Below are 13,587 nucleotides of genomic sequence, written 5' to 3' on the forward strand. Positions count from 1 at the left end.
AATTGGAAATGAGGTGTTAAAATGTCGGTTTTTGACCAATTTCAGTTAACCGGTGATCTCGCTTTACGGGCACCGATGGCGCACTATATGCGCGATCAGTTTGAGTTTGCCGGACTTAAAACACCTGAACGTAAACGGCAGACTAAGGCGTTGATTAAACTGAGCAAAACGGTTGGGGTACCGGAGCTGATTGTCGGTATTGAGCACCTTTATCAGCGGCCTCAGCGGGAGTATCAGTACGTTGCCATTGATTTAACGGTGGCTAACGTGAAGCGGCTAGCTTTTAGCGATATTCAGCGATTATCAGGTTTAGTGACTCAAAAGGCCTGGTGGGATTCCGTTGATGCTTTGCGAAAAGGGTTTGGCGATTACATTCGCGTGCATCCCGAAGATAAGCGGCGGGTGTTTGACCTCTTCAGCAGCAATCAGAATTTTTGGATGCGCCGGGTAGCCATCACTTTACAGCTGATGGAGAAGCAAAATACCGATACGAAGATGCTGACTGAGGCAATTTTACCTGACATCGATACGTCGGAATTTTTCATACAAAAAGCCATTGGCTGGGCGTTACGAAACTACAGTAAAGTAAATCCGCAATGGGTGGGCGATTTCATTGGTTCACATCCATTGAGCCACTTAGCCCGCAGCGAGGGTGAAAAATACCTCAGGCAAAAGGGTTTTTCCAAGCTACTTTCAAACAAAACTGTTAAAAATTCTCATTGAAATATAACCGCTATTAACTTCAATCAGTGCTATCCTTAACTACCGGAAAGGACTGACTTAAATTGCCTGAAAGTGCAATCGCAACAAAGGCGCCGGTAGTACCAATGCAAAGTTGGCGCGATTTGGCCCGTCAATATGGATTAACAACTCTTCCAGACAGCTGGAGAGAAGCAAGCGAGCGTCTTCGTCACCATAAGAGTATTGGTTATCTGGAGACCTGCAACGACCTTGAGGAGATTTATTATACCTTGATCGGCAACGACTTCTTACAAGACATCGTCTGCTATCACCCAGAACAAGTTCACACCTACTGGCTAGAAGATCTAGAACAGTACGTATTCATTACTGAATAAGCAATTAAAATAGCGCTCATTTGACTGAAAAGTCAGATGAGCGCTTTTACTTTGCTAGTTTACAGGTGCCAGAGCCACTGCCCCAGTCCCATGAACAACGGGATGGTGACTAACGAGCAAAGGGTGGTGAGCCCCACAACCGTGGTACTGAAAAGCGAGTTCTTATGAAAGGTGTTGCTGAAAATGGCCATTAGCGCTGCTACCGGTGTTGCCTGTCCCAGAAGCACGACTTCTTTAACCATCATGAATCGGTTAGGCACGAACTGTAAAATGACGAGAACAATCAGCGGCGCGATGATCAGCCGCGCGCCAACCGCCTGGTACAGCGCCTTACTTTTAAGGGCGTTACGGATGTCACCTTGTGCCAGGTAGCAGCCCATGGCGATCATGACCAACGGCAGGTTCATGTTGGCCAGATCAGAAACGGTAGTTCCCAAAATACTGGGTAACTTAACGCCAGTCAGCGCGAATAACAGGCCAAAAATCAGTGCGAGAATCGCCGGATTGACCGCCAGTCGCTTAAGCTGAATCGTCCGCTTGTCACCGGAAATCATGTAGATTCCGTAAGTCCACAGCGAAAAGTTGGAGACCCCAACAAAGATACTCATGTAGAAGATACTGCCGGTTCCCAACACGGCTTTAGACAGCGGCAAGCCAATAAACCCTAAGTTCGCAAAAATCAGCGCGAAGCGAATCAGCATATGTTCCGGTTTACGGAAAATCAGTTTGGCAATTACGATGGTTAACAGCATCATGACGACTAGAATAATCAGGGTATATAGGCCGTCAATCATTTGTGAAGCCTTCAGGTTGCCAATAAATGAATTCAGCAGCAACGCTGGGTTAGATATGTAAATCACGATATTAGAAATTTGCTGACTGCCTGATTCATCCACTAGACCCACTCGAAAACAGAGAAAGCCGATGAGCATGATCAGAAACATGATTGCAGTCTGGCCAAAAATGACCCTTACGATTGTCACAGCAGTTCCTTCTTTCATGTACAGATAGGTTTAATTATAAGACTTAATCACTGAATAAGTAAGCTGGTTTTGGCAGCTATCAAATTATCAGTAAAGTTTTAGTTAAAGAGGGTGTTATGTGCGGCTAAAATCATTTATGATAGTCCTGTAAGCGCTTAATAAAGCGCTTTAGCGTTAGGAGGGATTCATGATGAAACCAGAATTAAGCTGGCTGGATGACCCGCAAACGTTTCGGGTCAATCAGCTGCCAGCTCATAGTGACCACCGCTTTTATCAGAGTGAATCTGATTTAGCTGCTGGTCAGAGTCGGTTTACACAGTCGCTTGACGGGACTTGGCAGTTTAAGTTTGCCAAACAGCCCAGTGAACGGCCGGTTGGTTTTTATGCGCCGGATTATGACCGGAGTTCGTTTGATACCATTACGGTACCGGAGCACATTGAAATTGCGGGTTATGGCCGGTTGAAGTATATCAACACGACTTATCCGTGGGAAGGTAAAATTTACCGCCGTCCAGCCTATGCTTTAGGGAAAGACCAAAAGGGCGAAGGCATGTTCAGCGATGGCGAAGATAATTACGTCGGTGCCTATCTGCGAACCTTTAAGCTGGATCCTGAATTACGCAAACAGCAACGGATCGTTGTTCAGTTCGACGGAGTGGAGCAGGCAATGTACCTCTGGCTTAATGGTCAGTTCGTTGGTTATGCTGAGGACAGTTTTTCTCAATCAGAGTTTGATTTGACACCGTATCTAAAAGACGGTGAAAACTTGATTGCGGTTGAAGTATTCAAACGCAGTACCGCGGCCTTCATTGAAGACCAGGATATGTTCCGCTTCTCCGGTATCTTCCGTAGCGTTCGGTTGGTCGGCGAACCCAAGATCCACGTCCAGGACATGCGGATCATTGGTAATTTAGCGGACAACATGACCACCGGCGACTTCAGCCTCAAACTGAAGCTGAACCGGCAAGCTAACGCTGAGGGTAACGTCAAAGTGGTCATCACGGATGCTGACGGTGAGAGCCTGTATAATACCACTCAAGCCGTTAATGATGACATTGAAATTAATCACCAAATGTTTCCTAACGTGCACCTGTGGCAGCACACGGATCCGTATTTGTACCAGTTGAAGGTCACGGTACAGGATGAACACGGAAAAGTGATTGAAATCGTTCCCTATAAGTTCGGTTTCAGACGCGTGGAAATGAAGAATAAGATCATGCTGTTAAACGGCAAGCGCATCATTTTGAACGGTGTTAACCGCCACGAATGGGACGCTAAATCGGGTCGCGTGATCACCATTGACGATATGAAACAAGACCTGAAGACTTTTAAAGAAAACAACATTAACGCGGTGCGGACCTGCCATTATCCAAACCGCATCGAATGGTACTACATGTGCGATGAAGCTGGTATTTACATGATGGCTGAAAACAATTTGGAATCACACGGTACCTGGCAAAAAATGGGTGTCGTGGAGCCGTCATATAACGTACCGGGTTCACTACCAGAATGGCGCGAAGCCGTTGTGGACCGGGCTCGCAGTAACTACGAAGTCTTTAAGAACCACACGGCTATCCTGTTCTGGTCGCTGGGTAACGAATCATATGCCGGTGATGATATTGCGGCAATGAACGCCTTTTATAAGGATCACGACGATACCCGGCTAGTCCACTATGAAGGGGTCTGCCGCAACCGGGCTTACGAAGACCAGATTTCCGACATGGAAAGTATGATGTACGATCCGCCAAAGGAAATTGCGAAGTACTTGGACAATAACCCGAAGAAGCCGTTTGTGGACTGCGAATACATGCACGATATGGGTAATTCCATTGGCGGGATGTCCTCGTATAATGACCTGATCGACAAGTATCCAATGTATCAGGGCGGTTTCATTTGGGACTTCATCGACCAAGCGATTGAAACCAAGGACGAAGTGACAGGGCAGACTGTTCTGCGGTATGGCGGTGATTTTGACGATCGCCATTCCGATTATGAATTCTCTGGCGATGGTCTGTTATTTGCTGACCGGACACCAAAACCAGCTCTTCAGGAGGTGAAGTACTATTATGGCAAACACATCAACTAAACAGGTTCAAATCATTTATGGTGACGCAACCTTAGGCTTGCGCGGTGAAGGTTTTAGTTACATTTTCAGTTACGAGCGCGGCGGCATGGAGTCGCTGGTGCAGCACGGTAAGGAATGGCTGTACCGGACACCGAAACCAACGTTTTGGCGGGCAACTACCGATAACGACCGTGGTAACGGCTTTTCGGTGAAGTCAGCAATGTGGCTAGGTACCGATATGTTTCTCAAGTGCACGGATATTGCCGTAGCGGTCAACGATCAGCCCATCGAATTACCAATTGCACCAGTAAATAATAAGTACAGCGACCATGAGTTTGCTGACCACGTCTCGATTACCTTTACGTATGAAACGTTGACGGTACCTGCAACCACAGTCACGGCTGCTTACACGGTTAATGGCGAAGGTGAAATTAAGGTCAACGTTGATTATCATGGTAAGGCTGGTTTGCCAGAGTTGCCAGCGTTTGGGCTACGTTTCATTATGCCAACGGCGGCTACCCGTTTTAACTACGATGGCCTGTCGGGTGAAACGTATCCTGACCGGATGGCTGGCGGTGTAACAGGCAATTATACCGTGGACGGTCTACCGGTAACGAAGTACTTAGTTCCGCAGGAGTGCGGCATGCATATGCAGACCAAGCAGGTTACGGTTACCCGTAATCGGACACTAGATAATACGGATCATTCCAATCATGAATTTAACCTCACCTTCCTGCAAAATGGACAATCGTTTGCTTTTAGCTGTTTGCCATACACAGCCGAAGAATTAGAAAACGCCACCCATATTGAGGAATTACCAACACCAAGACGAACGGTACTCACCATTTTTGGCGCCGTTCGTGGGGTTGGCGGCATTGACAGCTGGGGTGCCGACGTTGAACAAAAGTACCACGTTTCAGCTGAAAAGGATCACTCATTCTCATTTGCAATCCAAGGCGTGTCATTTTAGGAAACTAATTTATAAAAATTTTTATACTTTTAGTTAGTTAAACCTTTATAATAGAAAGTGTTAAGAGGGAGGCATTATATTAAGATGAAGAATGTAGCATTAGGCAACACAAGTTTGCAGGCATCTGCCGTTGCGCTGGGAATCATGCGCATGGTAAGCCTCAATGTTGATGACGCCGCTAAGGTGCTTGACACCGTTACTGATAAGGGCGTCAACTTTATCGACTCTGCCGATATTTACGGCGGTGGCAAGTCCGAAGAAATCTTCGGTCAAGCTTTGAAGAAGTCAGGCGTTAAGCGTGAAGACCTGATTATTCAATCGAAGGGTGGCATCGTGCTTGATCCTAAGCGCAGTCACGGTGACCTCGTCTTTGGTCAGCGATACGATTTCTCTAAACAACATTTGATTGACGCTGTTGATGGCATTTTGAAGCGGATGGGTCTTGACTACCTGGACTTCTTCTTGCTCCACCGGCCAGATCCACTGATGGAACCAGATCAGGTGGCAGCAGCGTTTGATGAACTGCAGGCTGCCGGTAAGGTTCGCCACTTCGGTGTTTCTAACTGCAATCCGATGCAAGTAGACCTCATTCAATCGGCTGTTAGCCAGAAGTTAATGGTTAATCAGTTACAATTTGGTGTCATGCATACTGGTCCAATTGATTTTGGACTTCACGTGAACATGAGCGATGATCGCAGCATTAACCATGACGGTGAGATCATTGAATATTCACGGCTGCATAACATGACGATTCAAGCTTGGTCGCCATATCAATACGGGATGTTTGAAGGGCCATTCATCGACAATCCTAAGTTCCCAGAGTTAAACAAGAAGCTCCAGGAACTTGCTGATGCTAAGGGCGTGACGAAAAATGCCATCGCCACTGCCTGGATCTTACGTCACCCAGCAAACATGCAGGTTATCTTAGGTTCCATGAATCAAGATCACCTGAAAGAAAGCATTGCCGGTGCTGATGTCGAATTGACGAAGCAAGAGTGGTATGATATTTACTTTGCTGCGGGTAACACGTTGCCGTAAACCAAAATTAAGTCTATAAAAAAAGGGGCACTAACCAGTCTTCCTGATGGGAAGATGGTTAATGCTCTTTTCATTTAGTGCCAAAATTTTGGCGACGATAAAAGCTGAAAATGGTTAGTTTGTATGGGCTTTTTTTATTCTCAGGCTATTATCGATGATGATGGGTTGCCCGGGTAGCTCACAATTGCCTGAAACCGCGGCTTCAGTTCCAGCATCACAGGCAGCGGTGAAGAAGCGAACTTTGTAATCTAACTTGGCTAAATGCTGGTTGGCTTGTTCAATTTGTCGGCGAACTGCCTGTTGCTGCTGTTTGAAGATATTGAGGCGTGTTTCCAGCGTTGAATCGCCCTGCATCGTTAAGGATACAAAGTTGCGAATCTCAGCTAATGACATTCCGGTGTCTTTTAAACAAGTTATCAGGTCAATAAAATCCAGGTCTGCATCGGAGAACTCCCGGCGGCCGGACGGGTTGCGTTTAATGAATGGCATGAGCCCCTCACGTTCATAGTATCGTAAAGTAAAGGCGCTCAAGCCTGTTTTATCAGCCACTTGGCCGATTGAATAGGGCATTATCTGGGACCTCTTTTCATAGATAGTAGTTAGAGTATACGCTAATTTAAGCCTCTTTGGTGATTAATTACAGTAGGCGTTTTAAGCAAGCTGGGGTCAAGAATATTTTGGGAATATTTTATTTATAGAAAGACAGTTACTCTTACTTGTTCAAAAATAAGACGATTATAAGTTACACAAGTTTTATATTTTGTACCAATAATTGTTAAGAACAACATTTTAAGTAAAATCACTCCAAATATCCACGTAATAATGATACAATTACTGCATTGAATGCGATGGTAATGCACTTAAATGAAAGTAGGCTATTTATAAAAGCCAAACATTATAGCGTAGATCACATAATATTTATGTGAAAGTGTTATCATTAAAAAGTAATAGTATTTCAGCTGCTTATTATCCTTAGGTATCATTGGTATATTAAATATTTAATATACCAATTGGGGGGATATTCTAATAATAGATTAGTAAGCAAAGTTAGAATATTTAAAGGATGGCGTAAAGAAATGAGTAAAAGAATTGACTTAACTAACCAGCGCTTTGGCCGGCTGGTCGTCATTAGATATTATGGTAATAACTCTGCAAACTCCAATGCAATGTGGTTATGCCAGTGTGACTGCGGCAATCAAACAGTGGTTGATGGTGTTCGTCTACGTTCGGGGATCACTAAGAGCTGCGGCTGCTTAAGACGGGATCTTTCAAGCAAACGGGTTTATAAAAACCCTAAGTTCGTGGACTACATGGGTCGTTCCGATCAATTAAGGGACGAAAACGGTGTGTCACTAAGCTCTATCTCTGAATCAGCACGGAATAAGAGCGGCGTCATTGGGGTCTCATATGACCGTCAGACAGGCAAGTGGTTCGCCCGCTTAATGATTGATCACAAGTACGTTTTATTAAAGAGCTATAAAACGATTACTGAAGCAATTGAGGCCCGCCGTGAAGCTGAGGAAGTGTATCTCGGTATCAAGCGGGATGATAAAGTTAAAGAAGCTGAAGAAGTTTAATGTATAAAAAGGATAAGTCAGTGACAGGCTGATGATAAAAACGCGTGATTGATGGCAAGTGCTGTTGATCACGCGTTTTTAGCCGTCACATTTTTGGTGAAGCTTCTTGACTTATACCCTACTCTAACTTCTATAATTAAGGTGAGCTTAAGAATAAATCGTGTAACGGAGGGAAGCTAACTATGAATTATCGAACACTAGGTAAAACTGGTTTTAATATTAGTGATATTTCTTTGGGTACCTGGCAGCTTGGTGGCAAGTGGGGTGCACCATTTGACGTTAAAGACGCTACTGCCACTTTGGAAGAGGCTTATGAACAGGGAGTCAATTTCTTTGATACTGCTGATGGGTATCAGGGTGGCAACAGTGAAAAGGCCGTTGGGGCATTCGTTAAAGCTCACCCTGACGTGCATTTTACGACAAAAATTGGTCGGAAAGAGGAGCCTTTAAGCACTGAACATTTCAACCCGGAACATCTGACACGCTACGTTGATGAGTCGTTGGAGAACATGGGCTTAGAAGCACTTGATCTGGTATTACTTCATTGTCCACCAATGTCGATTTACTACACACCGGAAACCTTCTTCACGCTGGATAAGCTGAAGAAAGCCGGTAAAATTAAGAACTATGGGGTCAGTGTTGAACGGGTCGAAGAGGCCATTAAAGCCATGGATTATGACGTTTCAGCCGTTGAGATTATCTTCAACATGTTTCGTCTCCGGCCTTCTAAATTATTCTTTGATCTTGCCAAGAAGAACAACGTTGGTATTTTAGCTCGAGTACCGCTAGCTAGTGGCCTATTAACCGGCAAATATACGGCTGATACGAAGTTCGGCAAAGAAGATCACCGGACGACCAATCGTCATGGGGAGCACTTTGATAAGGGTGAAACATTCTCTGGTGTAGACTATTTGACAGGGATTAAAGCTGCCCAAGAATTAAAGCAGCGCCTTGGCACGGATAATCTGGCAGCAATGGCATTACGTTACATTTTAATGTTCGATGCAGTCACCGCCGCTATTCCAGGTGCCAGTTCCCCAGAACAAATTGAGCGCAACACCGTGGCATCTGATCTGCCAGCACTTAAGCCGGAAGAAATGCAGATTGTCCAGGATGTGTACGATAAATATATTAAGAACCCAGTTGACTATCTCTGGTAATCAGCGAATTGAATAAGGATTCATCAAGCCTGAATAACCGATCACCTATGACTGGTTATTCAGGTTTTGTGTTTAATGAAGCAATTATGTATTGTAATAACACGTTATATTCATGTTATAATCTAATCATAATTAAGTGAGAGCAGAAAGGGGAGGTACCATGGAGTTCACGGAGCGTCAGCAGCGGATTGTTAAGATGCTGAAAGCAAAGAGTCCGTTAACTGGTGAGAAAATTGCCGGCCAGTTAAAGTTAAGTGTTCCCACTATTCGTGCAGACTTACGGCTGCTCACGGCGGTTGAAGTCTTAAAGGCACGTCCTAAAGTGGGTTATGTGTATTATGGTGATAGCAAGCTGGGGGTTGATTACGCTAATCTTTATGATCAACCGATTTCGACAATCATGCAGCCGGCAGCGACCATCAAAGATGATGCAACTTTGCAAGCGGCCATCAGTAAGCTGTTTTTACAGGATGTAGGCACGCTATTTGTGCTGGATCAAACGGATCAGTTAGTGGGGCTGATTTCACGTAAAGACTTGCTGCGGGCCAGCTTTAATAATTCGAACCCAGAATCAGTTTTAGCCAGTGTAATCATGACCCGGATGCCTAACATTGTGACGGTGACTGCTGATACGACGGTGAAGCAAGCCGGGCAGCAGCTGCTGAAACATAAGGTGGATTCATTGCCGGTAGTAGATAAATCAGCTCCTAAAAGTGTGATTGGGAAGATCACTAAGAACCGAATCTTTCAGCACTTCATCGAACAAGCTTAAAAATGATATGACCATCACGATAGACGTGGTGGTTTTTTGTTTTCTGGGAAACAGACGTATTATTTACTTTAGCTAATGATTATCACGTCATTAAAAAGCTATGTGCTATTTTTAACCGCTCACAGGGTTGCTCTTTCTTGGAGGATACGTTTTAACTGAGTATAATGAAAGCGCTATAATTAAGAGTGGCATCATGACGTCTTAACGTACACTCGAAAGGAGTCACTAACATTGGCAATTCACGTTGACGAAGCGAATCAAACGTTTCATTTGCAAACGGATCATACAAGCTATATTTTTCAGGTATTGGCACACGGTATTTTAGGTCAGGTTTATTATGGAAAGAAAATTCATGTCAAACCGCAATATAACGAATTGTTGAAGCGAGAATTAAAAACGGCGACACCAGCGTATTCTCTGGATGACCCCGATTTTCAGTTGGGCGCGATCAAGCAGGAGTATTCAGATTTCGGCACCGGCGATTTTCGTCGGCCAGCTTACCAGCTTACCCAGCCCAACGGCAGTCGGATTACTGATTTTAAGTACGACCATTACGAAGTTGTGCAGGGGAAGCAGCGGCTAACTGGCTTACCATCAACCTTTGATGATACTGAGGATGATGCGGAAACACTGATTGTTCATTTAACGGACAAATTGATTCAGTTGGATCTGGACCTCAGCTATACCGTATTTCCACATCAAGATGTGATTGTCCGCAGCGCTAATTTTAAGAATCATGGCGTGGAAGCAGTGACGTTAAATGCTGCCGAAAGTGCCCAGTTGGATTTGCCGGATAGCCAATATGATTTAATTCAGTTCTCTGGTACTTGGGCTCGTGAACGTCATCTGATTCGGACACCGCTACGCTCCGGTATTCAAGCCATTGATTCAGTTCGAACGACTTCCAGTCATCAGCAAAATCCGTTTATGATGCTGGCTCGGCCGAATACCACGGATGATAATGGTGAAGCGATTGGCTTTAACCTGGTTTATTCAGGTAATTTCTTAGATCAGATTGAAGTTGACCAATGGGATGTTAGTCGGGTGCTAGTTGGTATTAACCCAGCTGAGTTTGGCTGGAAATTAGAGCCAGGTAAGGAATTTCAGACGCCAGAAGCTATTCTGTCTTACACGGCGGATGGGATGAACCAGTTAAGCCAGCAACTGGCCAGTTTTTATAGCGAGCATCTGGTCAATGCCAAGTACCGGCGGATGGAGCGGCCAATTCTAGTCAATAACTGGGAAGCTACTTACTTTGATTTTAACGACGAGAAGCTGCTGAATATTGCCAAACAGGCTAAAAGACTCGGTATCGAAATGTTTGTTCTGGATGACGGCTGGTTTGGCCACCGGAATGATGATCATACATCACTGGGTGATTGGTTTGTTGATCCAAAGAAGCTGCCAAATGGCATTGGTGCCTTTGCCGGTGAAGTGCATGATCTAGGACTGAAGTTTGGCCTCTGGTTCGAACCAGAAATGATTTCTATCGATAGTGAACTATACAAGAAACATCCAGAATGGCTGATTCACGTGCCAAAGCGACGGGAAACACCCGGGCGAAACCAGTACGTTCTGGACTTTAGCCGGCCCGAAGTGGTGGACTATATTTACCAAATGATGGCTAAAGTTATTCAAGATACTAAGCTTGATTATATTAAATGGGATATGAACCGATACATTACGGAAATGTATAGCGTGGCTTTACCGGCAGACCGCCAGTTAGAGATGCCGCACCGTTATATTCTTGGTGTGTATGATTTATATGCACGCCTGACCAAAGCGTTTCCCGACGTGCTCTTTGAATCCTGTGCGTCAGGCGGCGGCCGGTTTGATCTCGGTATGATGTATTACGCCCCGCAAGCTTGGGCAAGTGATGATACCGACGCGGTGGAGCGGATGAAGGTGCAATTCGGTACCAGCTACGGTTACCCGCAGTCTATGATGGGGGCTCATGTTTCAGCGGTGCCAAACGAGCAAAACGGCCGCATTACACCGTTAGAGACCCGGGCAAACGTTGCCTTTTACGGTGCTTTCGGCTATGAATTGGATATTTCAAAGATGTCTGAGGAAGAAGCGAACACCGTTAAAAAGCAGGTTGTCTTTTATAAGCAACACCGGGCACTGTATCAGTTCGGTAAGCTGTACAGGCTAGACAGTCCGTTTGAGGGTGACGGCAACGTGATGAGCTGGGTCGTGGTTGACGATCAGCAGGATCACGCTATTGCAACAAGGTATCAAATTTTGAATCATCCTAATGCACCGTACAGCCGACTGTATTTGAAGGGGCTAGATCCTGATAAGCAGTACCGGGTCAATGACAGTGAGGAAGCTTATTACGGTGATGAACTCATGAACGCAGGGATCCACATTGGCAGTGCGTTTGATGATACGGCGGAAGTTAAACAATCTGCAGATTTTAGTTCACGTAGATTTATGATTGATGTTGTTAAGTAACAGAAAATCCGGTTATCAGCCTTCGCTGACAACCGGATTTTTATTGTTTTTATTCCGAAAATACTAGGCCCAATCAACGGCAGGCTGTTTGCTCAAAATATCGTCAATCTTAGCAAGCTCTTCATCGGAGAACTTCAAGTTATCCAAAGCTTTGACGTTATCGACTAACTGCTGCGGCCGGCTGGCACCAACTAAGACGCAAGCCAATTCTGGTTCCCGTAAGTTCCATGCTAATGCCATTTCAGCTAAGGTTTGGTGACGGGATTCAGCAACTTCGTTGAGTGCTTTCACCGTTTTCAAGGTTTGCTCAACTTGACTTGGTTCCAAGAATGGACTGGTTGATTTGGCAGCTCGTGAATCCTTTGGAATGCCGTTCAAGTATTTGTCGGTTAGCAAGCCTTGGCACAGTGAACTAAATCCAGCTGCGGCTTTATGGTACTTCTTCAAAACTGGGAAGAGGTCGTTTTCAATGCCACGGTTAAACATGTTATAGCGTGGCTGGTGAACCACAAACGGGGTGTGCATGTCTTCGAAGCACTTGATGATGGCTTCAGTCTGAGCACCGGAATAGTTTGAGATTCCCACGTAGAGTGCCTTACCTTCACGAACAAGGCTGTCTAAAGCTTGAGCGGTTTCGTAAACGTTGGTTTCTGGATCCGGACGGTGACTGTAGAAAATATCCACGTAGTCCAAGCCCATGCGCTTAAGGCTTTGGTCAGCACTCGCCATGATGCTCTTGCGAGAGCCCCAGTTACCATAAGGACCATCCCACATTTCGTAGCCGGCCTTGCTGGCGATGACCATTTCATCACGGTAGGGTTTCATGTCAGTGGCCATGATCCGGCCGAAGTTTTCTTCGGCACTGCCAGGTTCAGGACCGTAGTTATTCGCTAAATCAAAATAAGTAATGCCTAGATCGAATGCTTGCTGCACGATAGCGCGCATATTTTCGTAAGCGTCAACGGAACCAAAGTTATGCCAGAAACCTAAACCAATGGCTGATAGTTTCAAACCGCTATCACCTAGTCGATTGTAGACCATGCTGTCATAACGGTTGGAGTTTGCTTCATACATTCCCAAATTACCTGCTACTGATAACTTATAAAAAGTTATAGATCATTCTTGCTTCTCCCTACCCTGCCTCGCATGAAACTCGCTAATACAGTTGGTATGATAGTCCACAAGCGTTAATTCCCGGCTAGCCACCGGTACATGCTTTGAAGCCTGTTTTAGTAGGCTAATTCAAAGTTTTCAGTATCCCTGATATTCAGGGCCGCATTAATATCTCGGTCTTCAGTATAATTACAATTCTGGCACTCATACACCCGATCTTTGAGTTTCAAATCAACTTTTTTATGGCCACACCGGTGACACACTTTAGAAGTTGGTTCAAAACGGTTAATCAAGTGTACGGGAATGCCTAAATGCTGGCACTTAGCAATCAATTTAAGCCGAAAATTATAGAAACCTTGATAACTGATTACCTTAG

General features: G+C 45.0%; 13 protein-coding genes. 9 read left to right on the plus strand and 4 right to left on the minus strand.

From position 1 onward, the window contains the following. The first annotated feature begins 21 nt into the window (after nt 1-21). Nucleotides 22-723 carry a DNA alkylation repair protein gene (locus JUE95_RS11735; RefSeq protein WP_203651895.1) on the plus strand — a complete coding sequence of 234 codons (702 nt, stop codon included), beginning with the start codon at nt 22-24 and terminating at the stop codon, nt 721-723. Nucleotides 724-785: 62 nt separating this feature from the next. Beyond that, a complete protein-coding gene (locus JUE95_RS11740) occupies nt 786-1,076 on the plus strand; it encodes a hypothetical protein (RefSeq protein WP_203651897.1) in 291 nt (96 codons plus the stop codon). Nucleotides 1,077-1,135: 59 nt separating this feature from the next. On the opposite strand, the gene JUE95_RS11745 is transcribed toward JUE95_RS11740, so the two are convergent. Beyond that, complete coding sequence (locus JUE95_RS11745; protein ID WP_203651899.1) at nt 1,136-2,059, minus strand: AEC family transporter; 924 nt, start codon at nt 2,057-2,059, stop codon at nt 1,136-1,138. 190 nt (nt 2,060-2,249) lie between these two features. On the opposite strand from JUE95_RS11745, the gene JUE95_RS11750 reads away from it, so the two are divergent. The 3 genes from JUE95_RS11750 (at nt 2,250) to JUE95_RS11760 (ending at nt 6,132) form a co-directional block, all read left to right on the plus strand. Next, nucleotides 2,250-4,145 carry a glycoside hydrolase family 2 TIM barrel-domain containing protein gene (locus JUE95_RS11750; RefSeq protein ID WP_203651922.1) on the plus strand — a complete coding sequence of 632 codons (1,896 nt, stop codon included), beginning with the start codon at nt 2,250-2,252 and terminating at the stop codon, nt 4,143-4,145. Beyond that, the gene (locus JUE95_RS11755; protein WP_203651901.1) at nt 4,126-5,094 is read left to right on the plus strand and encodes a beta-galactosidase small subunit; all 969 of its coding nucleotides are present in this window, start codon (nt 4,126-4,128) and stop codon (nt 5,092-5,094) included. The genes JUE95_RS11750 and JUE95_RS11755 overlap by 20 nt, the downstream gene beginning before the upstream one ends. Before the next feature lie 84 nt (nt 5,095-5,178). Then, nucleotides 5,179-6,132, plus strand: coding sequence for an aldo/keto reductase (locus JUE95_RS11760; RefSeq protein WP_203651903.1), 954 nt, complete (start codon nt 5,179-5,181; stop codon nt 6,130-6,132). Nucleotides 6,133-6,246: 114 nt separating this feature from the next. Here the strand turns inward: JUE95_RS11760 and JUE95_RS11765 are convergent, their stop codons facing one another. After that, nucleotides 6,247-6,702: a MerR family transcriptional regulator gene (locus JUE95_RS11765; RefSeq protein WP_203651905.1), complete on the minus strand. Its 456-nt coding sequence runs from the start codon at nt 6,700-6,702 to the stop codon at nt 6,247-6,249. Between the two features lie 506 nt (nt 6,703-7,208). Here JUE95_RS11765 and JUE95_RS11770 point away from each other — a divergent pair. From JUE95_RS11770 to JUE95_RS11785, 4 genes are all read left to right on the plus strand, one after another. After that, entirely contained in the window at nt 7,209-7,709 is a 501-nt protein-coding gene (locus JUE95_RS11770; protein WP_203651907.1) for an AP2 domain-containing protein, read from the plus strand. Between the two features lie 182 nt (nt 7,710-7,891). Further along, the gene (locus JUE95_RS11775; protein WP_203651909.1) at nt 7,892-8,869 is read left to right on the plus strand and encodes an aldo/keto reductase; all 978 of its coding nucleotides are present in this window, start codon (nt 7,892-7,894) and stop codon (nt 8,867-8,869) included. A gap of 160 nt (nt 8,870-9,029) precedes the next feature. After that, complete coding sequence (locus JUE95_RS11780; protein ID WP_203651910.1) at nt 9,030-9,641, plus strand: helix-turn-helix transcriptional regulator; 612 nt, start codon at nt 9,030-9,032, stop codon at nt 9,639-9,641. A gap of 231 nt (nt 9,642-9,872) precedes the next feature. Then, nucleotides 9,873-12,098 carry an alpha-galactosidase gene (locus tag JUE95_RS11785; RefSeq protein ID WP_203651912.1) on the plus strand — a complete coding sequence of 742 codons (2,226 nt, stop codon included), beginning with the start codon at nt 9,873-9,875 and terminating at the stop codon, nt 12,096-12,098. Nucleotides 12,099-12,161: 63 nt separating this feature from the next. Here JUE95_RS11785 and JUE95_RS11790 read toward each other — a convergent pair whose 3' ends face one another. After that, nucleotides 12,162-13,172, minus strand: a complete 1,011-nt coding sequence (locus tag JUE95_RS11790) for an aldo/keto reductase (protein WP_203651917.1) — start codon at nt 13,170-13,172, stop codon at nt 12,162-12,164. 155 nt (nt 13,173-13,327) lie between these two features. Then, nucleotides 13,328-13,587, minus strand: a 260-nt coding sequence (locus tag JUE95_RS11795; RefSeq protein ID WP_203651919.1) for a zinc ribbon domain-containing protein, incomplete at its 5' end; no start/stop codon positions are given.

Origin of the sequence: Secundilactobacillus yichangensis, from assembly GCF_016861565.1 — a bacterium.
Classification (GTDB): Bacteria; Bacillota; Bacilli; order Lactobacillales; family Lactobacillaceae; genus Secundilactobacillus; species Secundilactobacillus yichangensis.

Bases quoted from the DNA above. Each gene is read 5' to 3' on its own strand.
- JUE95_RS11735 (WP_203651895.1), top strand. From the start codon at position 22: ATGTCGGTTTTTGACCAATTTCAGTTAACCGGTGATCTCGCTTTACGG.
- JUE95_RS11780 (WP_203651910.1), top strand. From the start codon at position 9,030: ATGGAGTTCACGGAGCGTCAGCAGCGGATTGTTAAGATGCTGAAAGCA.
- JUE95_RS11770 (WP_203651907.1), top strand. From the start codon at position 7,209: ATGAGTAAAAGAATTGACTTAACTAACCAGCGCTTTGGCCGGCTGGTC.
- JUE95_RS11760 (WP_203651903.1), top strand. From the start codon at position 5,179: ATGAAGAATGTAGCATTAGGCAACACAAGTTTGCAGGCATCTGCCGTT.
- JUE95_RS11790 (WP_203651917.1), bottom strand. From the start codon at position 13,172: ATGTATGAAGCAAACTCCAACCGTTATGACAGCATGGTCTACAATCGA.
- JUE95_RS11750 (WP_203651922.1), top strand. From the start codon at position 2,250: ATGAAACCAGAATTAAGCTGGCTGGATGACCCGCAAACGTTTCGGGTC.
- JUE95_RS11765 (WP_203651905.1), bottom strand. From the start codon at position 6,702: ATGCCCTATTCAATCGGCCAAGTGGCTGATAAAACAGGCTTGAGCGCC.
- JUE95_RS11775 (WP_203651909.1), top strand. From the start codon at position 7,892: ATGAATTATCGAACACTAGGTAAAACTGGTTTTAATATTAGTGATATT.
- JUE95_RS11755 (WP_203651901.1), top strand. From the start codon at position 4,126: ATGGCAAACACATCAACTAAACAGGTTCAAATCATTTATGGTGACGCA.